Source organism: Variovorax sp. GW821-FHT09B01 (assembly GCF_059418345.1).
Genome location: NZ_JBWKPQ010000001.1, coordinates 1053451 through 1074124, shown reverse-complemented (window position 1 = coordinate 1074124; position 20674 = coordinate 1053451). Strand labels below are relative to the sequence as shown.

Sequence of the window (20674 nt, the reverse complement as noted above, 5' to 3'; positions counted from 1 at the left end):
CCGGAGGCAGGGCGATGAGCGCGGACACGAGTGGTGCGGGCGCGCGCCGCCAGATGCACCTGGGCGCCTTCTTCTTCGGCGTGGGCCATCACCTCGCGGCCTGGCGCCATCCCGACGTGGACCCGGGCGCCGCGAGCCGCATCGAGGCGCTGCGCGAATGGACGCGCATCGCCGAGGCCGCGAAGTTCGACGCCATCTTCTTCGCCGACAACGTCGGCCTGCCCGGACCGCCCGACGCGGTGGTGGCGAAGAACGCGCTGTGGTATCCGCTCGATCCGCTGGTCACGCTGGCGGCGCTGTCGCAGTCGACCACGCACATCGGGCTGGTGGCGACCGTGTCGGCCACCTACCTGCCGCCCTACCACCTGGCGCGCAAGTACGCCTCGCTCGACCAGGTCAGCGGCGGGCGCAGCGGCTGGAACCTCGTGACCTCGGGCAGCGATTTCGAGGCGCGCAGCTTCGGGCTGCCGCAGCAGTTCGCGCATGCGCACCGCTATGCGCGTGCCCACGAGTACGTGAAGATCGTCAAGGGCCTGTGGGACACCTGGGAGGACGATGCCTTCGTGCACGACAAGGCGGCCAACCGCTTCTTCGATCCCGCGAAGCTGCACCGCGTGGCGCACGAGGGCGAGCACTTCACGCTGCATGGCGGGCTGCAGACGCCGCGCGCGCCGCAGGGCTATCCGGTGCTGGTGCAGGCCGGCTCGTCGGGCGACGGCCAGGACCTTGCGGCGGCCACGGCCGAGGTGGTGTTCACGGCCCAGCAGACGCCCGAGGATGCGCGTGCCTTCTACGCCGGCCTCAAGGCGCGGCTGGCCGCGCACGGACGCGGCCCCGATTCGCTCAAGATCCTGCCGGGCATCTCGCCCTTCGTCGGGCGCAGCCAGCAGGAGGCGCAGGAGAAGTTCGAGCAGCTGCAGGGCCTGATCGACCCGGTGCTCGGCGTCGGGCTGCTGTCGACCTTCCTCGGCAACGTCGACCTCTCGGGCTACGCGGTCGACGATCCGTTTCCGCAGGACCTGCCGGTCACCGAGGGCTGGAAGAGCCGCCAGGCGCTGTTCTCGGAGATGGCGCGCCGCGACGGCCTGTCGATCCGCCAGCTCTACGAGAAGGTGGCGGGTGCGCGCGGCCACTGGACCGTGGTCGGCACGCCCGAAGCTATTGCCGACCAGCTCGAGCACTGGTTCAGCACCGGCGCGGCCGACGGCTTCAACGTGCTCGCGCCGACGCTGCCGCATGGCCTGCGCGATTTCGCGCAGCTCGTGATTCCCGAGCTGCAGCGGCGCGGGCTGTTCCGCACCGAATACACCGGCCGCACGCTGCGCGAGCACCTGGGGCTCGCGCGGCCCGCGCATCCGGCGGCCGTGCCCGCATCGATTTCTTCCCACCGACACGCCCACGCATGAGCGAACCCACCGAATTTCTCTGGTACGTCCCCAACCAGGTCGTGGCCGGCCATCGCGGCGATGCCGCCGTCGAGGGCCACAACAGCCTCGACACGCTGACCCGCCATGCCCTGGCGCTCGAGGCGCACGGCTGGAAGGGCGCGCTGCTCGGCGCCGGCTGGGGCCGGCCCGACACCTTCACGGTGGCGACCGCGCTGGCCGCGCGCACCACCAGTTTCGAGCCGCTGATCGCGATCCGCCCCGGCTACTGGCGGCCCGCGCAGTTCGCCGCTGCAGCGGCCACGCTCGACCACCTGAGCGGCGGCCGCGTGCGCATCAACATCGTCTCGGGCAAGGACCAGCTCGCGGCCTATGGCGACAGCGAGGGCGACCCCGCGCAGCGCTATGCGCGCACGCGCGAGTTCATCCACCTGGTGCGCCGGCTCTGGACCGAGGAGGGCGTGACCTACCGCGGCGAGCACTTCGGCGTGGAGAACGCCACCGTGCAGCCGCGCATCGAGGTGCGTGGCGCGCGGCGCCATCCGACGATCTATTTCGGCGGCGCCTCCGAGGCGGCCGAGCGCGTGTCGGCGACCGAGGCCGACGTGCAGCTGTTCTGGGGCGAGCCGCGCGACGGCATCGAGGAACGCATCGAGCGGTTGAAGGCGCTGAGCCGCAGCCTCGACCGCGATCTTCCGCCGCTGCGCTTCGGCCTGCGGGTCACGACGCTGGTGCGCGACACCACCGAGGAGGCCTGGGCCGATGCCGAGGCCAAGGTGGCGCAGATGGCGCGCGGCGCGGCGCCCGGCGAGCCCGACCGCGCGCAGGCCGTGGGCCAGCGCCGGCTGCTGCAGCTGCACGAGCGCGGCGAGGTGCTAGACGACAACCTCTACACCACGCCCGGCAAATACGGCGGCGGCGGTGCCGCCACCACCTGGCTCGTGGGTTCGGCACAGGACGTCGCGCGCTCGCTGCGCAAGTACCAGGCGCTGGGCATCACGCACTTCGTGCTGTCCGACACGCCCTACCTCGACGAAATCCGCCGGCAGGGCGAGCAGCTGCTGCCGCTGCTGCGCGATGCCGCGGCATAACCAACCCTTCTTCATCGCCATGACCTCTGCTTCTTCCAATGGGCCCGGCCCGCGCTTCGGCATCTGGGCGCTGGTGCACGGCAGCCGCGCCGCGCTGCAGGACCCCGACGAACCCTACGACGCCTCGTGGCGGCGCAACCGCGCGCTGGTGCTCGAGGCCGAGCGGCTCGGTTTCGATTCGGTGCTGGTGGCGCAGCACACGGTCAATCCGCACGATGGCGAGAGCGCGCAGCTCGAGGCCTGGACGGCGGCCGCGGCGCTGGCCGCGCTGACTTCGCGCATCGAGATCATCGCGGCCATCAAGCCCTACCTCTATCACCCGGCGGTGCTCGCGAAGATGGCGCTGGGCATCGAGGAGATCAGCGGCGGGCGCTTCGCCATCAACCTCGTCAATGCCTGGAACCGGCCCGAGCTCGAGCGCGCCGGCATTCCTTTCGCCGAGCACGATGCGCGCTATGCCTATGGCCGCGAATGGATCGAGGTGGTGGAGTCGCTGCTGCGCGGCGAGCGCACGCGCTTCGCGGGCGAGCATTTCAGGCTCGACGACTACCGGCTGAGTCCGGCGGGCCTGCACCGCGCGCGGCCGCGCATCTACGTGGGCGGCGAATCGGAGCCGGCGCGCGCGCTGGTGGCCGATCGCGGCGACACCTGGTTCATCAACGGCCAGCCGCTGGCCGACGTGCAGGCGCTGATCGCCGACCTGCGGCGCCGCGAGCGACCGGCCGGCTGGGCGCCGTTGCAGTTCGGGCTCTCGGCCTTCGTGGTCGCGCGCGAGACCGACGAGGAGGCGCGCGCCGAGCATGCGCGGCTGCTCGCGCTCGCGGCGCTCGACGCGCCGCTGCGCGCGGCCAACAAGCCCCACATCGATCCCAAGGCCGTGATGTTCCAGACCGCGCAGAAGTCGCCGCGCGTGGGCTCGAACGGCGGCACCGCGGCCGAGCTCGTGGGCAGCTACGACAGCGTGGCGCGCCGCATCGAGGCCTTCCACGCGGCGGGCATCGAGCTGTTCATGCTCCAGTTCCAGCCCTTCGAAGCGGAGATGCGCCGCTTCGCCGATCATGTGCTGCCGCGCGTGGCCGGCGCGGCCGCGCGATCGTTCGCGGATGCCGCCCTGGCCTGAGAGCGTCCATTTCGAGAAAGAGAAGCGTCCCATGTCCATCGCATCTTCCGCCGCCATGGCCGGCCGTCACTCGGACCGGCGCCGCGCGCTGCTGCTGGGCCTGGCCGCGGCCGCCGTCGCGCCCGCTGCCGTGGGCGCGACCGATCCCGCGCTCGCCGCGCTGCAGTCGGCGATCGACGGCCCGCAGCGCAGCGCGGCCAACCGCGCGCGCGATGGTGCGCGGCATCCGCTCGAGACGCTGTCCTTCTTCGGCCTGCGGCCCGAATGGTCGGTGGTCGAGATCGCGCCGGGCGGCGGCTGGTACACCGAGATCCTCGCGCCCTTCCTGAAAGCCCGCGGCCGCCTCTACGCGGCCCATGCGCCGGCCGACGGCACGCCCGAGCAGCAGCGTGCCCGCGCGGCCTTCGCGAAGAAGCTCGCGGACGATCCCGCCCACTACGGTCGCGTGGTGCTCGGCACTTTGCCCACCGACCGCTTCACCGACATCCATCCGCCCGGTGGTGCCGACGCGGTGCTGACCTTCCGCAACATCCACAACTGGATCGCCGACGGCCATTTCGACGAGACCTTGCGCGCCTTCTTCGACGTGCTCAAGCCCGGTGGCGTGCTCGGCGTGGAGGAGCACCGCGCGCTGCCCGGCACGTCGTTGGCACGGACCATCGACAGCGGCTACGTGGCGCAGGACTTCGTGATCGCGCGCGCCCGCGCGGCCGGCTTCGTGTTCGACGGCGAGAGCGAGATCAACGCCAATCCGCGCGACACGCACGACCATGCGAACGGCGTCTGGGCGTTGCCGCCGACCCTGCGCGGGGGCGACGTGGAGCGCGCGAAGTACCTTGCCATCGGCGAATCGGACCGCATGACGCTGCGCTTCGTGAAGCCGGGGCGCGGGTCGGCGCGCGCCTAGGAAACGCGCGCAGCGATTCGACGAAGGGCGTGGGGCCGCCCTTCTTGTCGTCGCCGGCACCCACTGAAACCTCTTGCGGCGTTCTCTTACAAGAGAAACAGCGGCCGGGCTTACGCGGCGACGATGCGGTGCGTCACCATGAAGTCCCCTTCGGTTTTCGCATGGAGCCTCCCCATGAACCTCACCAGACTCGCCGTCGCAGCGGCCCTCGCCGCGGTTTCCATGTCAGCGGCTCTCGCGCAGAACCCGGCACCCCCGACGCCGGCGCCGGCAGGCGGGGTCGCCGCGACATCCAATGCGCAAGGTGGATTGACTTCCGATGAATGGATCGCCGCAGGCGCGGGCGTCGCCATGTTTGCCGCAGCCATCAGCGGCAACAACGGCAATTCGGGCGGCGGCTTCGGCCTGATCCCCGGAACCGGGACCACCGGCACGACGGGAACGACGGGGCGCTGAGCGCGAGGCGTTCGCAGCAGCTCAAGATTCGGCCTGTCCGGCCCCTTCGGCAATCTTGTAGAGCAGCCGCAAAAACGTCTCCCGATCCTCCGCGCCGAGGCCGGCGCACACCTCTTCGTCGATCGAGCGCAAGACCTGCCGACCCGGTTCGAGCAGTGCCTCGGCATGGGCGGTCAGCATGACGAGGCTGCTGCGCCAGTTGTCGGGCGAAGGCTCGCGGCGTATCAACCCGTCGCGCTCCATGCGCGCCAGCAACTGCGCCATGGTCGGCTGCTCGACGCCGGCGATCACGGCCAGTTCCTTCTGCGTGAGCTTCGCGCCGTCCTTCAAGGCGACGAGCACGGGCAACTGCGCCGTCTTGATGCCGAGCGGCGACAGCCGCAGTTCGACCAGGCGATGGATCATCCTCGCGACGCGACTGAGCGCCAGCGTCGGCATGGCCCGCGGTTGCCACGCTTCAGCCATCGATGGCACCTCTTGACATAGCATCCTATCTCTTTAACATAGGAGGCTATGTTATCAACGAAATCGATCCCATGAAAGCGCCACGCATTGCCATCGTCGGTGCCGGCCCGGGCGGGCTTTGCGCAGCGAACCTCCTGCATCGCGCGGGGTGGCCGGTCACGGTCTTCGAGGGCGATGCGGCGTTCGATGCGCGCGACCAGGGCGGCACGCTCGATCTTCATCCCGACGGCGGGCAACTGGCCTTGGCCAAGGCTGGCCTGCTCGAGGATTTCCTCGCGGTGGCGCGCCATGAGGACCAGGGGCAACGGGTGCTCGACCACGCGACCGGCGCGGTGCTGCGCGAGGAGATCCCCGAAGAGGGCACTGGAGACCGGCCCGAGATCGATCGCGTGCTGCTGCGCCAATTGCTGTTGCGGCCGCTGGGCGAGGGCGTGGTGCGATGGGGCGAACCCGTCGACGCGGTGCTGAGCGATGACAGCGGCGCTCATTTCCTGCGGCTGCGCGACGAGGTCGCAGGGCCCTTCGACCTCGTGATCGGTGCCGATGGTGCATGGTCGCGGGTGCGCTCGGCGCTGGCCGAGCAGCAGCCCACCTACACGGGCGTCACCTTCGTGGAGCTGTGGTTCTCCCAGGTGGACGAGCGGCACGCGGCGCTGAGCGAGCGGGTCGGGCGTGGATCGGTGTTCTCGCTGCACGACGGCGCGGGCCTCTTCGCGCAGCGCAATGGCGGCGGGGCGATCCGCGTCTACGCCGCCTTCCGCAGCCGTGAGTCGGACACCGATCGTCCGGACAAGGCACTCGCCGGCATCACCCTGGCCGAGCTGCGCACGCGCTTCGAAGGATGGTCGCCCGCCTTGCTCGACTTCATCGACAAGGCCGACCGGATCGCCGCCATCCGTCCGATCGTCGCGCTGCCGGTCGACTTCCGCTGGACGCACAAGCCCGGGCTCACGCTGCTCGGCGATGCGGCGCACGTGATGCCGCCGATGGGGGAGGGCGTGAACCTCGCGATGCTCGACGCCGCGGAACTGGCCGAGTCGCTGATCGGCGCCGCCGATTGGCGCCAAGCGACCGCAGCGTACGAACTCGCCATGCTGGAGCGAAGCAACAGGATCGCGAGCGAAACCCGCGAGGCCTTCGCGCAGTGGTTCTCCGCCGAGGGCGCACAGAGCCTGCTGGCGCACATGGACCAAAGGCGCGCGGGGGAGTGAGAGAGACCCCGCGCGCAAGCGCGCCTCAGGTGCGCAGCGCCGTCACCTCGATCTCGATCTTCATGCGCGGATCGGCCAGCCCCGCCGAGATCATCATCGCCGCGGGGCGCACCTCGCCGAAGTACTTGCGCAGCACCGGCCAGCAGGCCTCGAACTCGGCGCCGTCGGGCAGCACGTAGGTCACGCGCACCACGTCGCGCAGGCTGGCACCGGCTTCCTGCAGCGCCGCCTCGATGTTCTTCAGGCATTGCTCCGCCTGTTCGACCACGTCGTCCGAGATGGTCATGGTGGTGTAGTCGAAGCCCGTGGTGCCCGAGACGAACACCCAGTCGCCCGCGACGACGGCGCGCGAATAGCCGATCTGTTGTTCGAAGGTGGAGCCGGAGCTGATGAGCTTTCTGGTCATGGGGGCCTTTGCGAAATTGGTGGGTGGGGGCCGGGGACGGCGGCTCGACTCTACCGGCCGGGGACCAGGCCCGTTTTCCGCCGGGCTCGTCATCCTCTAAAATGAGAACCATTCTTATTAATCCGATGTCCCCCGTTCCCCGGGGCACCGGCCAGAGGTTCTCTTGGCGTTCACCGAAGCCGCATCCGCTCAGCCCGTCGAAGTCCTGTACAGCGACCACCATGGTTGGCTGCGCGGCTGGCTGCGCAAGCGCCTGGGCAATGCCTTCGACGCGGCCGACATCGCGCACGACACCTACCTGCGCATCCTCTCGACCGGCCGCGTGCCGCAGCCCGAGGAGTCGCGCCGCCACCTGACGCAGATCGCCAATGGCCTGGTGATCGACCTGTACCGGCGCCGGCAGATCGAGGCCGCCTACCTCGAGGCCATCGCCTGCATGCCCGCGGCGCTGGCACCCTCGGAGGAGGAACGCGCGCTCGCGGTCGAGGCGCTGGTCGAGGTCGACACCATCCTGCACGGCCTGCCGGCCAAGGCGCGCACGGCCTTGCTGCTGTGCAGGCTCGAGGGGCTGAGCTACCGCGAGATCGCGCAGCGGCTGAATGTCAGCGTCTCCTCGGTCGAGAAGTACGTCGCGGCCGGCCTGCAGGCCTGCTACCGGGTGATGCATGGCTGACGTGCGCATGAACCCGAGCCCCGCGCTGCCGGGTCCGCTCGATCCCGCGGTGGTGCGGCGCGCGGCCGAATGGATGGCGCGGCTCTGGTCGAGCGAGGCCAGCGACCAGGACCGTGCCGCTTGCGAGCACTGGCGCGCCCAGCACCCCGACCATGAACGCGCCTGGAACCGGCTGCAGTCCTTCGAGGACAAGCTCCATGCCCTGCCGCGCGAAGCCGCGCGCCACGCGCTGCGCGAGCCGGTGCGCACCGGTCGCCGCCGCGCGCTGCAATTGCTGGGGCTGACGGCCGCCGTCGGCGGCATCGCCGCGGCACTGCGCGGCACCGAGACCTGGCAGCTCGCCGCGTCCGACCACAGCACGCGCACCGGCGAGATCCGCGAGATCGCGCTGCCCGACGGCACGCGCGTGGTGCTGGGCACGGCCACCGCCATCGACCTGCGCTTCGACGCGCACGAACGCCGACTGGTGCTGCGCGCCGGCGAGATCCTGGTGACCACCGCCCCCGATCCCGCCGGCGCGCACCGCCCGTTCCGCGTCCACAGCCGGCAGGGCAGCGTGGAGGCGCTGGGCACGCGCTTCATCGTGCGACAGGAGGCCGAGGCCTCGCGCGTGGCCGTGTTCGAGGGCGCGGTGGCGGTGCGGCCGGCGCGCGCGCCCGAGGCCATGGTGCGCGTGGGCGCGGGGCAGGGCACCGTGTTCTTCGCCGACCGTGCGCAGGCCCCCGATGCCGTGGCCGACAGCGCGGCCGCCTGGACCCGCGGCGTGCTGGTAGCCGAGGACATGCGCGTCGCCGATTTCGTCGCCGAGCTGGCGCGCTACCGGCCCGGCGTGCTGCGCTGCGATCCCGAGGTGGCCGAGCTGCGCGTGACCGGCGTGTTCTCGCTGCGCGACACCGACCGCGCGCTCGAGAACCTCGCGCTCGCGCTGCCGGTGTCGGCCGCCTACCGCACGCGCTACTGGGTCACGGTGCGGGCCCGGTAGGCGGGCCGACGCCCGTGCCTGCGAACGGCGGCCGAAACTTTTTTCGTTTTTTTGCGTTGCCGCTTGAGGTTCCGCCTTTCTCGTCCGGAAGACATGGGAGCACCAGACATCTTCCGAACTGAAAGGACCCCCGTCATGGCGAAACGCCTCCCGCAGCGCCCCCTCCCTCCACGCAGTCCGAGGCGCACCGCCCCGATGACCGCGCCGAGCCGCCTCGCGGCCGCGCTCTGGATGGGGCTCGCGCTCGGCGCGACGACCGTCGGCCTCGCGCAGGCCCAGCCCGCGGGCCAAGCCGCGGCCGATGCCAGGCGCGGCTTCAACATTCCCGCCGGCCCGCTCGATCGCGCGCTCGGCAGTTTCGCGAGCGCCGCGGGCGTCGAGCTGTCGGTCGATGCCAGCCTGCTGCGCGGCCGCAGCAGCGCCGGCCTGGCGGGCAGCTTCACGGTGCGCGAAGGCTTCGCCGAGCTGCTGCGTGGCCATGGCCTGCAGGCCGTGCGCCAGGCCAACGGCAGCTTCACGCTCGATGTGGCACCCCCGCCGCCAGCGCCGACCGGGGCGGGCGAGGTGCAGGCCGGCCACGGCATGCTGCCCGAGGTGCGCGTGCACGACAGCGCGCCACCCGAGACCGCCACCGGCCCGGTGGTCGGCTATGTCGCGAAGCGCAGCGCCAGCGGCACCAAGACCGATGCCTCGCTGCTGGAGACGCCGCAGCTCGTGAACGTGGTGACGCGCACGCAGATGGACGACCAAGGCGCGCGCACCGTGGCCGAGGCGCTGCGCTACACGGCCGGCGTGCTGGCCGAGCCCAATGGCTTCGACGTGCGCTACGACTGGAACTACATCCGCGGCTTCAACACCTTCGGCACCCAGTGGCTCGACGGCCTGCCGCTGCCCGGCGACCCGGCCAGCTATGCGGTGCCGCGCATTCCGGGCTATGCGCTCGAGCGCGTGGAGGTGGTCAAGGGGCCGGCCTCGGTGCTCTACGGCAAGGCCATTCCCGGTGGCCTGGTGAACCAGGTGACGAAGCGGCCGCAGGCGGTCGCGCAGCGCGAGGTGCGGCTGTCGGCCACCCACTTCGGCGGCGCCGAGCTCGCCACCGACCTCACGGGGCCGCTCGACGAGGACGGCAAGTTGCTCTACCGGCTGATCGCGCTGCGGCGCGACGCGCACACGCAGGTCGACCTGGAGCGCGACCGCCAGACCATGATCGCGCCCAGCCTTACCTGGCGGCCGTCGGCCGATACCTCACTCACCGTGCAGGCCCACTACCAGAAGGACGATCCGCGCATGAGCCCGCGCTTCTACCCGGTGGTGGGCTCGCATGTGCCGAGCCCGTTGTTCGGCTACATCCCGCGCAGCCTGTACCTGGGCGAGCCGTCGACCGACAGCTTCAACCGCAGCTACAAGTCACTGGGCTACGGCTTCGAGCACCGCTTCAACGACACGGTCTCGGTGCGCCAGAACCTGCGCTACGGCCATGCCGCGCAGGACATGTTCCTGGTGCGCGTGCATCCCTTCAATGCCTACCGGCCCGACGGCCACACGCTCAACCGCGTCTCGGCGATCTCCGACGACGACATCCGCTCGCTCTCCGTCGACACCCAGCTCGAGGCGCGCCTGCGCACCGGCCCGCTCGCGCACACGCTGCTGGCCGGCGTCGACCACCTGCGCGGCAAGCTGTCCTTCAACTTCGCCAACAGCGCCATCGGCGTGCCGCCGCTCGACGTGCTGAACCCGGTCTACGGCCTGCCGGTCACGCGGCCGACCAGCTACACCAACTCGACCTTCCAGGCGGTGCGCCAGACCGGGCTGTACCTGCAGGACCAGATCCGCTGGGGCCGCGCCATCGCCACGCTGGGCCTGCGCCACGACCGCTCGTCCATAGACACCACCAACCGCATGCTGGCCTCGCGGCCGGTGGTGCCGACCGACGATGCCGCGACCACCGGCCGCATCGGCCTGGGCTACGTGTTCGACAACGGCGTCGCGCCCTATGCGAGCTATTCCACTTCGTTCCTGCCGGTCACCGGCGTGGACCGCTACAACCAGCCGTTCCGCGCGCAGAAGGGCCGGCAGTTCGAGCTCGGCCTGAAGTACGAGCCGACCGGCGGCTGGGGCTTCATGACCGCGTCGCTCTACCAGAACGACCTCGAGAACAGCCTCACGCCCGACCCGATGGACTCGCAGCGCTCGGTGCAGTCGGGCCGCCAGCGCCTGCGCGGCCTCGAGCTCGAGGCCAAGGCCGAGCTCACGAAGCGGCTCAGCATGATCGCGGCCTACTCGTACACCGACTCCGAGGTGCGCAGCAGCAACGACCGCAACCAGTTGGGCCGCCCCACGCTGCGCACGCCGCGGCACCAGGCCTCGGCCTGGCTCGACTACCGCTTCGAGAGCGTGCCCGGCCTGCAGGCCGGCATCGGCGCGCGCTACATGTCGGCCTACGACACCGCCGGCACCTACGACCCCTACCTGCGCGTGCCCGCGCTGTTCCTGTGGGACCTCGGCGCCTCCTACGACCTCGGCCTGCTCGGCGATGCCTGGAAGGGCGCGCGGCTGCGCCTGACGGTGGCCAACGTGTCGGACCGGCGCTATGTCTCGCACTGCCTGATGCTGGCCGGCTCGCCCTGCAACTACGGCGCGCGCCGCACCGCCACCGCCACGCTCTCGTACGCCTGGTGATGGCGGTGCTCGCGGGTCTTTGCACGGTGCTCGGCGCGCTGTGCGTGTACCGGGCCGCGCCGCACCAGCGGCTCGGCGGCGCCGTATCGAGGCCGCGCGCGTGGCGCGGCATCGGTGGCGTGCTGGTCGCGCTCGGTGCGTGGCTGTTCTGCCGCGCGCTGCAGCCGGCCGCCGGCCTCTTCAGCGCGCTCACGCTCGTGATGTGCGCGTGGATCGCGCTGCCGTACGTCACCGCGCTGCGGCGCTCGCCGAGCGAGGGCCGCCATGGCGCGCGCTGAGGACCGGAGCGGCGCGACCTGGTGCGCTCTCGCGCTCGCGGGCGCGCTGCCCGGCTTCGCGCTCGCGATCGCGCTGTCGGGCCTGTTCGCCTGGCTCGGGCCGGGCGGCATGGCGCCGCTCAACAAGTACCAGTTCAACATGTGGATCGTGCCGCCGCTGTGGCTGGGCATCTGCTCGGCGGTGTTCATGTTCCGCTCGGCCCTGCGTGCCTGGGCCTGGCTGGGTGGCGCCACGGCCGTGGCGGGCGCGATGGTGTTCGCCATCCGCCATCTCTCGGGCTGAGCCATGCGCGCCGACACCCTTCGCACCTACAAGACGGTTCACACCTGGACCGGCATCGTCGCGGGCCTCGCGCTCTTCATCGCCTTCTATGCCGGCGCCCTGACCATGTTCAAGGGCCCGCTCAACCGCTGGGCCACGCCGCCCGCCGTGGCGGCGGCGCAGTCGCCGGACGCAGACGCGCTGATCGCGCAGACGCTGGCCGCGCGGCCCGATGCGCGTGCCGATTTCACCTTGCATCGGGCGCGCCACGGCGCGCCCGAGCGCGTCGCGTGGAAGGCGCGCGGCGAGGAGAGTGGCTGGAGCGCCAGCTTCGCGCCCGACGGCACGCTGCGCATCGCACCTGACGCGCCAGCTGGCCTCGGCCAGTTCATCGACGTGGTGCACCGCACCGTCGCGCTGCCGGTCGACCTCGAGACCGGCACGCTGGTCATGGCCATCGTCAGCGCGCTCTATGCGCTGGCGATCGTCTCGGGCGTGGTCGTGCTGTGGCCGACGCTGGTGAAGGACTTCTTCGCCTTGCGCGTCGGGCGCAACCTCAAGCGCATGTGGCTCGACGCGCACAACGTGATCGGCATCGTGAGCCTGCCGTTCCATCTGGTCATGGCGCTGAGCGCGGTGGTGTTCGGCATGCACGACCTGATCTACGACGCGCAGAAGGCCGTGGTCTACGGCGAGCCACGCTTCGAGCAGATCTGGAAGGCCAGCGGCCCCTTCAGCGCGATCCGCCCCGATCCCGCGTCGGCCGCGCTGCTGCCGCTGCCCGCGCTCGAGGCGCGCGTGCGCGCGCAGGCCGAGGGCTTCGTGCCGCACACGCTGCGCTTCCGTGGTGCCGGCACGGCCGGTGCCGCGGTCTGGATCGCGGGCGACATGCCGTGCTGCATGACGCGCCAGGCGCAGGGTTCGTTCGTGCTGGTGAGCGCGGTCGACGGCCAGCTGCTGCACACCGAGTACCTGGCGGGGCAGCAATCGGGCTGGATGGCCTCGGTGTCGGCCTTCTTCGCGCTGCATTTCGGCGCCTACGGCGGTGGCACGGTGCGCTGGGCCTACTTCTTCCTCGGGCTGGCCGGGGCCTTTCTCTTCTATTCGGGCAACCTGCTGTGGGTGGAGTCGCGCCGGCGGGCCGAGCGCGGCGGGGTGCCCGTCGAGCAACGCCGCTCGAGCCGGTGGATGGCCGCGGGCACGGTCGGCGTGTCGCTGGGCTGCGTGGCGGCGCTGTCGCTCACGGTGGCGGCCGAGAAGTGGCTGTGGGCCTGGCAGGGCGAGGTGCTGGCGCCATGGCGCGAGCATGTCTATCGCGCGGTGTTCCTGGGCAGCGTGGCCTGGGCCTTCCTGCGCGGCGCTTCGCGGGGCGCCGTCGAGCTGCTCTGGCTGGCCGCGGCCGCGGCCTTGGCAGTGCCGCTGACCAGCATCGCCGGGTGGCTGCTGCCGTCCTCGGGGTTGTGGCTGCGCGCCGATGCGCTGGGCGTGGACGCCGTCGCGCTGCTCGGCGCTGGTGCCTTTGCCTGGATGGCGCTGCACACGGCGCGCCGCGTGCGCGAGGGGCCGGCGGACAGCGTCTGGGCGGCGCCTGCACCTCGGCCGGCAGGCTGAGCCCGGAACGCGCTCGCGCCGGGCGCGGCGACGGCGCGCTTTCCGCAGGCCCGCCACGCCGCTGTCCGACAAGCCCGGCATGCCCCCAAACTGTAAATTCCTGTGTCAGCGAACCGGATTCTTCGGTTATTTTCCCTGCCGACCCGGCGGGGCCCGGTCGCGACAACGAGGAGCAAACGCGTGAGGCATTGGTGGCTGGCGGCGGGTCTTTCAGTGGCGGGCAGCCTGGCATGGGCGCAGCCCGCATGGTTCACCGTGGTCGGCGATCCGCTCGACAAGGCGGCCGACACGGTTCAGGTCGACCCCAACCGCATCGCGGCACCGCCGCCCGCGGAAGGCGAGGCAGCGCCCGAGAAGCCGCTGATCGAGATGAACGTGCGCGTGAACCGCTCGGGCCCGCGCTTCAACTGGGACCGCGTCCCCTACCGCTCGTACGAATCGCGCGTGGTCTTCGACTGCCATGCGAAGAGCGCGACCTATGTGCAGGCGCGTTTCTATGCCGAGCCGCTGTGGCGCGGCGAGCCGCACCAGGTCGCCGATTACAGCGCGGCACCCAAGCCGATGCGTTTTCTCGACATGACGCCGAATCCGACGGCGCGGATCGTGCGGGCGGCTTGCCGGATGCGGGCGAGTTGAGCCAAAGAAAAAGGCGGCCGATGGGCCGCCTGTGCGAGGGTGAGGGGCCCCGGCTTACTTCGCCGTAGGCATCACGAACTCCGCCCCCTTCGGCGTGCTCTCGGGCCAGCGCTGCATGATCGACTTCTGCTTGGTATAGAAGCGCACGCCTTCCTCGCCATAGGCGTGCATGTCGCCGAACAGCGAGCGCTTCCAGCCGCCGAAGCCGTGCCAGGCCATCGGCACCGGGATCGGCACGTTGATGCCGACCATGCCGACCTGGATGCGGCGGCCGAATTCGCGTGCCACGTTGCCGTCGCGGGTGAAGCAGCTCACGCCGTTGCCGAATTCGTGGTCATTGACGAGGTCGATGGCGTCCTTGAAGTTGGCGACGCGCACGCACGACAGCACCGGGCCGAAGATCTCTTCCTTGTAGATGCGCATCTCGGGCGTGACGTGGTCGAACAGGGTGCCGCCCATCCAGAAGCCGTCGTCGCAGCCCTTGCCGGCCTTGGCGCCGTCGAACTGGCGGCCATCGACCAGCAGCTTCGCGCCTTCCTTCTCGCCCTGGGCGATGTAGCCGGTGATGCGCTCGTGCGCGGCGCGCGTGACGATCGGGCCCATCTCGGCCTCGAGGTTCTCGCCGTCGAGCACCTTCAGGGTCTTGGTGCGCTCGATCAGCTTCGGCATGATCTTCTCGGCCGCGTCGCCCACCAGCACCGCCACGCTGATCGCCATGCAGCGCTCGCCGGCCGAGCCGTAGCCCGCGCCGATCAGCGCGTCGACGGCCTGGTCGATGTCGGCGTCGGGCATCACCACCATGTGGTTCTTGGCGCCGCCCAGGGCCTGCACGCGCTTGCCGTGGCGCGCGCCGGTCTCGTAGATGTAGTTGGCGATCGGGGTCGAACCCACGAAGCTCACGGCCTTGACGTCGGGATGCTCGAGCAGCGCGTCGACCGCGGCCTTGTCGCCCTGCACCACGTTGAACACGCCGTCGGGCAGGCCGGCCTGCTTGAGCAGCTCGGCGATGCGCAGCGAGGGGCTCGGGTCGGTCGGGCTGGGCTTGAGGATGAAGGTGTTGCCCGCGGCGATCGCCACCGGGAACATCCACATCGGCACCATCACCGGGAAGTTGAAGGGCGTGATGCCCGCGACCACGCCCAGCGGCTGGCGCAGGGTCCAGTTGTCGATGCCGGTCGAGACCTGGTCGGTGAAGTCGCCCTTGAGCAGCTGCGGAATGCCGCAGGCGAACTCGACGATGTCGATGCCGCGGCTGACCTCGCCCTGCGCGTCGGTGAACACCTTGCCGTGCTCGGCGGTGATCAGGTGGGCCAGCTCGTCCTTGTGCTCGTTGAGCAGCTGCAGGAACTTGAACATCACGCGGGCGCGGCGGATCGGCGGCGTGTCGGCCCAGGCCGGGAAGGCGGCCTGCGCGGCGGCCACGGCGGCGGCGACCTGGCTGGCGTCGGCCAGGCCGGCGCGGCCGGTGACGGCGCCGGTGGCGGGGTTGGTCACGTCCTGCGTGCGGCCCGAGGTGTTGGCGACGGCCTGGCCGGCGATGTAATGGTCGATGGACTGGATGGGCATGGTGCGTGTCTCTCGTGTGAAAGGAGGCGGGAATGCGAAGGAATGTGGGGGGGGTCGAGGGCCAGTTTAGGCAGCGCGGTCGTCCTCGCCTAGACGCGAAGCTTGAACTTATTGTTTGCAATAGTGAACAATGGATCCATGAAGACCCAAAATATCGAGTCGCTCTGGACCCACCTGCACTGGCTCACGGTGCTGGCGCAGCAGGGCAGCTTCACGGCGGCGGCGCTGCGGCTCAACGTGAGCAAGGCGGCCATGAGCCAGCGCATCGCCGAGCTCGAGCGCGCGGCCGGCGCCTCGCTGGTGCAGCGCACCACGCGCAGCGTGCGGCTCACCGAGGCCGGCCAGCGGCTGGTGGAAGACATGCGCGGGCCCTTCGAGCAGATCGCCCACAGCTTCGAGGGCGTGCGCGACCTGGCCGGCGTGCCGCGCGGGCTGGTGCGCGTCACGGCGCCGGTGGCGCTGGCGCGCCAGCAGCTGGTGCCGCGGCTCGCGGCCTTCCTGCGCGCGCAGCCCGAGGTGCGCATCGAGCTCGACATGTCGGACCGCCTGAGCTCGCTCGCGATGGAGGGCTTCGACCTCGCGATCCGCCACACGGCCGCGCCGCCCGACACCCACGTCGCCTGGACCCTGTGCGACACCCGCTCGGTGCTGGTCGCGAGCCGCGCCTATCTGCGCCGCCGCGGCACGCCGCGCGAACCGCAGGCGCTGGCCGAGCACGACTGCCTGCACTACCCGCGCGCGCAGGAAACGCCGACCTGGCATTTCGAGGCGCGCGCCGCGGCCTCGAAGGCGGCGGTGCAGCGCATCACGGTGCCGGTGTCGGGGCCGCTGGTGGCCAACAACAGCGAGGCGCTGCGCGACGCGGCCGTGAGCGGCCTGGGCATCGCGCTGGTGCCCGACTTCAGCGCCCAGTCGGCGCTGCAGTCGGGCAAGCTGCAGGAGGTGCTGCCGCAATGGCGCTCGGTCGGTGCCTTCGGCGAGAAGCTCTATGCGATCCGTCCCTATGCCACCCATGTGCCGCGCGCTGTGGCCGTGTTCGTGGCCTGGCTGCGCGAGACGCTGGCCGAGGGCTTCGACGCGTGATCGAAGCACCGACAATGCAACGCCACGGCGCAGGCGCGCCGCACCTCCCTCTCTTCTCATGACACGTTTTCTTCACACGGCCGACTGGCAGATCGGCCGCCAGTTCGCGAGCTTCGACCCCGAGCACGCGCCGATCCTTGCCGAGGCGCGCATCGCCGTGGTCGAGCGCCTCGCAGCGCTCGCGCTCGAGCACCGGGTCGACGCGGTGCTGGTCGCGGGCGACGTGTTCGATGCCCAGACCGTGTCCGAGCGCACGCTGCGCCGGCTGTTCAATGCACTCGCCGCCTATTCCGGCCCCTGGCTGCTGATCCCCGGCAACCACGACGCCGCGCTGGCCGAGAGCGTGTGGACGCGCGCGCAGCGCCTGGGCGCGGTGCCGGCCCACGTGCACCTGCTGCTCGCGCCCGAGCTGCGCCTGTTCGAGGCCCAGGGCTTCGCGGTGCTGCCCGCGCCGCTCGCGCAGCGCCACACCTACAACGACCTCACGGCCTGGTTCGACGAGGCCGACACGCCCGCGGGCCTGCTGCGCATCGGCCTCGCGCACGGCAGCGTGCAGGGCCTGCTGTCGGAGGACATCGATTCGGCCAACCCGATCGCGCCCGAGCGCGCGGCGAGCGCGCGGCTCGACTACCTCGCGCTCGGCGACTGGCACGGCTGCAAGCGCATCGACGCGCGCACCTGGTACGCGGGCACGCCCGAGCCCGACCGCTTCAAGGACAACGGCTCGGGCCAGGCGCTGCTGGTCGAGATCGACGCGCCCGGTGCCGAGCCGTGTGTCACGCAGCTGCAGGTCGGCCGCTTCCGCTGGCAGGCCATCGCCGGCGTGCTGCAGGTCGCGAGCGATGCCGATGCGCTCGAAGCGCAGCTCGAGGGGCTCGATGCGCACGACGTGGTCGACCTGCGCGTGCAGGGCCGCATCGACCTCGCGGGGCTGCAGCGGCTGCAGGCCGCGATCGGCCGCGCGGAGGCGCGCGCGCGCCACCTGCAGGCCGACCTGTCGGCGCTGCGGCTCGAGCCCACCGACGAGGACATCGCCGGCCTGCGCGCCGACGGCTACCTCGGGGAGGTGATGCAGGAGCTGCGCGAGGCCCAGGCCGGCGCGGACCCGGCGCAGGCGCGCATCGCGCAGGACGCGCTGGCGCTGCTCGCGGCCGAACTCGCGCGCGGCGCGGCGGAGGGGGCCCGGCCATGAAGCTGCAGATCACCCGCTTGCGCGTCGAGCAGCTGCGGCGCTTTCGCGCGCCGTTCGAACTCGATGGCTTCGAGCCCGGCCTCAACATCGTCACGGCCGCCAACGAGGCCGGCAAGAGCACGCTGGTGCGTGCCATCCGCGCGGCCTTCTTCGAGCGCCACCGTTCCACCCAGGTCGAGGACCTGCGCCCCTGGGGCGAGGGCACGGGCGCCGCGCCGCAGGTCGAGCTCGACTTCCTGCTCGACGGCCAGCCGCACCGGCTCATGAAGAGCTTCCTTGCGAAGAAGCGCTGCGTGCTCGATGCCGGCGCGCGCAGCCTCGAGGGCACCGAGGCCGAGGACCACCTGGCGCAGCTGTTCGGCTTCTCGTTCGCGGCCAAGGGCGCGAGCCGGCCCGAGAACTGGGGCATTCCGGGTCTGCTGTGGGTGGAGCAGGGACGTGGCCAGGAACTCGACGTGAGCCATGCGCGCGATCACCTGCACGATGCGCTGCGCGACCCGGCCGGCGATGCCGCGGCGCCGCTGGCCGCGAGCGGCGGCGATGCGCTGCTCGACAGCCTGCGCGCGCAGCGCGACGAGCTGCTGACCTCGACCGGCAAGCCGCGCGCCGCCTATGCCGAGGTCATCGAGCAGGCCGCCGCGCTGCAGGCGCAGCGCGCCGCGCTCGATGCGCAGATCACCACCTACCGCGAGCAGGTCGACCAGCTCGCGCTGATGCGCCAGCAGCACCAGGCCGACGAGACGGCCCGGCCCTGGGACGGCCTGCGTGAGGAACTGCAAGCCGCGCAGACGCGCAACGAGTCACTGCAGGCCGGCCAGGCGCAATTGCTTGGCGACCGCGCGCGGCTGCGGCAGCTGCAGGAGACGCGCGACCTGCTCGCCAAGGCGCTCGAAGGCCTGGCGCAGCAGCAGGCGACCGCGCAGGCGCGCGAGCGGGCCGCCGAGGAGGCCGAGCGCCAACTGCGCGAGAGCGACGAGGCCGTGGCCCAGGCGCGCACGCAGGCCGATGCGGCGCAACGGCGCGTCGATGCAGCGCGCGAGGCCTGGCGCGCGGCGAGCCAGGAAGCGCAGCGGCGCGGCCTGCAGCAGCAACTGCAGCAGGCGCAGGCCGAGGTCGTGCGCCATGCCGAGAACCTCGCGCGCGCCGAGGAGGCGCAGGAGCGGCTCGCGGCCCTGCGCGCCACGGCTGCCTCCACACCGGCGATCCAGCCGGCCGAACTCGATCGGCTGCTCAAGCTCGAGCGCGCCGAGCGCGATGCCGACCTGCGCCGCCAGGCTGTCGCCACGCGATTGCAGTTCGTGCTGCCCGAAGGCCAGGCGCTGCGCCTGCAGGCACGCGGCGAAAGCCACGAGCTGCGCGCCAAGGGCGAACGGCTCGTCGACGCGCCCGCCACGCTGCACCTGCCCGGCGGCGGGCAACTGATCATCACGCCCGGCGGCAACGACCTCGCGGGCCTGGCGCGCCAGCATGCCGACGCGCGCGAGGCGCTGCAGGCCGCGCTGCGCTCGCTCGGCGTCGACGAGGTCGCGCAGGCCCAGGCGCGGCAGCGCGCCGCGGCCGACCTCGAGGCCCAGACCCGGCTCGCGCAGCAGGCACTGGCGATCGTCGCGCCGCGCGGCATCGACACGCTGCGCGGCGAGCACGCCCAGGCGCAGGCACGCCATGCGGGCGCGCAGGCCGCGCTCGAACGGCTGCCCGCACCGCCCGCGGGCGAGTTGCCCTCGATGGAAGAGGCCGAGGCCGCGCAGGAAGCCGCCGTGACGGCCGAGCAGGCGCTGCGCAAGACCCTGGGCGAGGCGCAGCGCCGCCAGTCGGCCGCGCAGGGCGCGAGCGAAGCGGCGCGGCGCGAACTGGCCGCGGCGCAGGCCACGCTGGCCGACCCGGGCCGCCAGCAGCGCCAGGCGCAGGCGAACCAGCAACTGCTGGCCGCGAGCGCCGAGGCCGATGCCCTGGCCGCGCGCATCGATCTCACCGAGACCGAATTGCAGGCCGCGCGACCCGACATCGTGCTGCAGGACATCGAGCGGCTGCGGCGCAGCATCGAGCAACTGATGCGCGGCCACCAGCAACGGCGCGAACAGCTGCTGGTGCTCGAGAGCGGCCTGCAGCAGGCCGGTGCCCAGGGCCTCGAGGAACAGCGCGAGGCGCTGGCCGGCCAGCTCGCGCAGGCGCAGCGCCGGCAGGCCGACCTGCAGCGCCGTGCCGAGGCGCTGTCGCTGCTGTGCCGCAAGCTCGAGCAGAAGCGGCAGGCCACGCTGACCCGGCTGCAGGCACCGCTTCAGGCGCGCATGCAGCACTATCTGCCGTTGCTGATGCCCGGCGCCACGGTGGAGATGGATGCGGGACTCGCGCCCGCCATGCTCACGCGGGCGCGCCTGGGCGGCGCGGTGGAGAGCGGTCAGTTGCAGGAATTGAGCTTCGGCGCGCGCGAGCAGCTGCGGCTCATCAGCCGCTTCGCCTATGCCGACCTGTTGCAGGAGGCGGGCCGTCCGACCTTGCTGATCCTCGACGACGCGCTGGTGCACAGCGATGCGCCGCGCCTGGCGCAGATGAAGCGCGTGCTGTTCGATGCGGCGCAGCGGCACCAGGTGCTGCTGTTCACCTGCCATCCCGAGGACTGGCGCGACATGGGCGTGGCGCTGCGGCCACTCGCCTGAAGAGCTCCGTGAGC

At 71.7% G+C, this 20674-nt stretch carries 19 protein-coding genes; 16 read left to right on the top strand and 3 right to left on the bottom strand.

Going from position 1 to position 20674, the window contains the following annotated elements; all coding sequences use genetic code 11:
* Positions 1 to 14 precede the first annotated feature (14 nt).
* The 5 genes from AC07RV_RS04630 (at position 15) to AC07RV_RS04610 (ending at position 4959) form a co-directional block, all read left to right on the top strand.
* On the top strand, positions 15 to 1406 hold the full coding sequence (locus tag AC07RV_RS04630) for an LLM class flavin-dependent oxidoreductase (protein ID WP_296785726.1): 1392 nt from the start codon (positions 15 to 17) through the stop codon (positions 1404 to 1406).
* Positions 1403 to 2476: an LLM class flavin-dependent oxidoreductase gene (locus tag AC07RV_RS04625; RefSeq protein ID WP_296785722.1), complete on the top strand. Its 1074-nt coding sequence runs from the start codon at positions 1403 to 1405 to the stop codon at positions 2474 to 2476. The genes AC07RV_RS04630 and AC07RV_RS04625 overlap by 4 nt, the downstream gene beginning before the upstream one ends.
* Positions 2477 to 2495: 19 nt before the next feature.
* The gene (locus AC07RV_RS04620) at positions 2496 to 3596 is read left to right on the top strand and encodes an LLM class flavin-dependent oxidoreductase (RefSeq protein WP_296785719.1); all 1101 of its coding nucleotides are present in this window, start codon (positions 2496 to 2498) and stop codon (positions 3594 to 3596) included.
* 31 nt (positions 3597 to 3627) lie between these two features.
* Positions 3628 to 4503, top strand: coding sequence for a class I SAM-dependent methyltransferase (locus tag AC07RV_RS04615; RefSeq protein WP_296785717.1), 876 nt, complete (start codon positions 3628 to 3630; stop codon positions 4501 to 4503).
* A 174-nt stretch (positions 4504 to 4677) separates the two neighbouring features.
* Positions 4678 to 4959 carry a hypothetical protein gene (locus AC07RV_RS04610; RefSeq protein ID WP_296785715.1) on the top strand — a complete coding sequence of 94 codons (282 nt, stop codon included), beginning with the start codon at positions 4678 to 4680 and terminating at the stop codon, positions 4957 to 4959.
* Positions 4960 to 4980: 21 nt separating this feature from the next.
* Here AC07RV_RS04610 and AC07RV_RS04605 read toward each other — a convergent pair whose 3' ends face one another.
* Positions 4981 to 5424 (bottom strand): MarR family winged helix-turn-helix transcriptional regulator, encoded by a 444-nt coding sequence (locus tag AC07RV_RS04605; protein ID WP_296785713.1) that lies wholly within the window; start codon positions 5422 to 5424, stop codon positions 4981 to 4983.
* A gap of 2 nt (positions 5425 to 5426) precedes the next feature.
* Between AC07RV_RS04605 and AC07RV_RS04600 the strand changes: the two genes are divergently transcribed.
* Complete coding sequence (locus AC07RV_RS04600; protein WP_296785710.1) at positions 5427 to 6635, top strand: FAD-dependent oxidoreductase; 1209 nt, start codon at positions 5427 to 5429, stop codon at positions 6633 to 6635.
* A gap of 25 nt (positions 6636 to 6660) precedes the next feature.
* Here the strand turns inward: AC07RV_RS04600 and AC07RV_RS04595 are convergent, their stop codons facing one another.
* On the bottom strand, positions 6661 to 7041 hold the full coding sequence (locus tag AC07RV_RS04595) for a RidA family protein (RefSeq protein WP_296785706.1): 381 nt from the start codon (positions 7039 to 7041) through the stop codon (positions 6661 to 6663).
* A 163-nt stretch (positions 7042 to 7204) separates the two neighbouring features.
* On the opposite strand from AC07RV_RS04595, the gene AC07RV_RS04590 reads away from it, so the two are divergent.
* From AC07RV_RS04590 to AC07RV_RS04560, 7 genes are all read left to right on the top strand, one after another.
* On the top strand, positions 7205 to 7714 hold the full coding sequence (locus AC07RV_RS04590; RefSeq protein WP_093352567.1) for a sigma-70 family RNA polymerase sigma factor: 510 nt from the start codon (positions 7205 to 7207) through the stop codon (positions 7712 to 7714).
* Positions 7715 to 7721: 7 nt separating this feature from the next.
* The gene (locus AC07RV_RS04585) at positions 7722 to 8696 is read left to right on the top strand and encodes a FecR domain-containing protein (protein WP_495338094.1); all 975 of its coding nucleotides are present in this window, start codon (positions 7722 to 7724) and stop codon (positions 8694 to 8696) included.
* Between the two features lie 195 nt (positions 8697 to 8891).
* Entirely contained in the window at positions 8892 to 11375 is a 2484-nt protein-coding gene (locus AC07RV_RS04580) for a TonB-dependent siderophore receptor (protein WP_296785700.1), read from the top strand.
* 5 nt (positions 11376 to 11380) lie between these two features.
* Positions 11381 to 11653 (top strand): hypothetical protein, encoded by a 273-nt coding sequence (locus AC07RV_RS04575; protein ID WP_444814228.1) that lies wholly within the window; start codon positions 11381 to 11383, stop codon positions 11651 to 11653.
* The gene (locus AC07RV_RS04570) at positions 11640 to 11936 is read left to right on the top strand and encodes a hypothetical protein (RefSeq protein WP_296785696.1); all 297 of its coding nucleotides are present in this window, start codon (positions 11640 to 11642) and stop codon (positions 11934 to 11936) included. Before AC07RV_RS04575 ends, AC07RV_RS04570 begins: the two co-directional genes overlap by 14 nt.
* A 3-nt stretch (positions 11937 to 11939) precedes the next feature.
* Positions 11940 to 13526: a PepSY-associated TM helix domain-containing protein gene (locus AC07RV_RS04565; RefSeq protein WP_296785693.1), complete on the top strand. Its 1587-nt coding sequence runs from the start codon at positions 11940 to 11942 to the stop codon at positions 13524 to 13526.
* 180 nt (positions 13527 to 13706) lie between these two features.
* Positions 13707 to 14162 (top strand): surface-adhesin E family protein, encoded by a 456-nt coding sequence (locus AC07RV_RS04560; protein WP_296785690.1) that lies wholly within the window; start codon positions 13707 to 13709, stop codon positions 14160 to 14162.
* Between the two features lie 54 nt (positions 14163 to 14216).
* Here AC07RV_RS04560 and AC07RV_RS04555 read toward each other — a convergent pair whose 3' ends face one another.
* Complete coding sequence (locus AC07RV_RS04555; protein WP_296785686.1) at positions 14217 to 15728, bottom strand: CoA-acylating methylmalonate-semialdehyde dehydrogenase; 1512 nt, start codon at positions 15726 to 15728, stop codon at positions 14217 to 14219.
* Between the two features lie 138 nt (positions 15729 to 15866).
* Here AC07RV_RS04555 and AC07RV_RS04550 point away from each other — a divergent pair, with 138 nt between their 5' ends.
* The 3 genes from AC07RV_RS04550 to AC07RV_RS04540 are packed head-to-tail and all read left to right on the top strand — an operon-like array spanning position 15867 to position 20660.
* Positions 15867 to 16811 carry a LysR family transcriptional regulator gene (locus AC07RV_RS04550; protein WP_057592669.1) on the top strand — a complete coding sequence of 315 codons (945 nt, stop codon included), beginning with the start codon at positions 15867 to 15869 and terminating at the stop codon, positions 16809 to 16811.
* 58 nt (positions 16812 to 16869) lie between these two features.
* A complete protein-coding gene (locus AC07RV_RS04545; RefSeq protein ID WP_296785683.1) occupies positions 16870 to 18003 on the top strand; it encodes a metallophosphoesterase family protein in 1134 nt (377 codons plus the stop codon).
* Positions 18000 to 20660: an AAA family ATPase gene (locus AC07RV_RS04540; protein WP_296785678.1), complete on the top strand. Its 2661-nt coding sequence runs from the start codon at positions 18000 to 18002 to the stop codon at positions 20658 to 20660. Before AC07RV_RS04545 ends, AC07RV_RS04540 begins: the two co-directional genes overlap by 4 nt.
* Positions 20661 to 20674: the final 14 nt, after the last annotated feature.

Bases quoted from the DNA above. Each gene is read 5' to 3' on its own strand.
- AC07RV_RS04540 (WP_296785678.1), top strand. From the start codon at position 18,000: ATGAAGCTGCAGATCACCCGCTTGCGCGTCGAGCAGCTGCGGCGCTTT.
- AC07RV_RS04610 (WP_296785715.1), top strand. From the start codon at position 4,678: ATGAACCTCACCAGACTCGCCGTCGCAGCGGCCCTCGCCGCGGTTTCC.
- AC07RV_RS04580 (WP_296785700.1), top strand. From the start codon at position 8,892: ATGACCGCGCCGAGCCGCCTCGCGGCCGCGCTCTGGATGGGGCTCGCG.
- AC07RV_RS04630 (WP_296785726.1), top strand. From the start codon at position 15: ATGAGCGCGGACACGAGTGGTGCGGGCGCGCGCCGCCAGATGCACCTG.
- AC07RV_RS04545 (WP_296785683.1), top strand. From the start codon at position 16,870: ATGACACGTTTTCTTCACACGGCCGACTGGCAGATCGGCCGCCAGTTC.
- AC07RV_RS04600 (WP_296785710.1), top strand. From the start codon at position 5,427: ATGGCACCTCTTGACATAGCATCCTATCTCTTTAACATAGGAGGCTAT.
- AC07RV_RS04550 (WP_057592669.1), top strand. From the start codon at position 15,867: ATGAAGACCCAAAATATCGAGTCGCTCTGGACCCACCTGCACTGGCTC.
- AC07RV_RS04555 (WP_296785686.1), bottom strand. From the start codon at position 15,728: ATGCCCATCCAGTCCATCGACCATTACATCGCCGGCCAGGCCGTCGCC.
- AC07RV_RS04570 (WP_296785696.1), top strand. From the start codon at position 11,640: ATGGCGCGCGCTGAGGACCGGAGCGGCGCGACCTGGTGCGCTCTCGCG.
- AC07RV_RS04625 (WP_296785722.1), top strand. From the start codon at position 1,403: ATGAGCGAACCCACCGAATTTCTCTGGTACGTCCCCAACCAGGTCGTG.
- AC07RV_RS04585 (WP_495338094.1), top strand. From the start codon at position 7,722: ATGAACCCGAGCCCCGCGCTGCCGGGTCCGCTCGATCCCGCGGTGGTG.
- AC07RV_RS04615 (WP_296785717.1), top strand. From the start codon at position 3,628: ATGTCCATCGCATCTTCCGCCGCCATGGCCGGCCGTCACTCGGACCGG.
- AC07RV_RS04565 (WP_296785693.1), top strand. From the start codon at position 11,940: ATGCGCGCCGACACCCTTCGCACCTACAAGACGGTTCACACCTGGACC.
- AC07RV_RS04605 (WP_296785713.1), bottom strand. From the start codon at position 5,424: ATGGCTGAAGCGTGGCAACCGCGGGCCATGCCGACGCTGGCGCTCAGT.
- AC07RV_RS04620 (WP_296785719.1), top strand. From the start codon at position 2,496: ATGACCTCTGCTTCTTCCAATGGGCCCGGCCCGCGCTTCGGCATCTGG.
- AC07RV_RS04595 (WP_296785706.1), bottom strand. From the start codon at position 7,041: ATGACCAGAAAGCTCATCAGCTCCGGCTCCACCTTCGAACAACAGATC.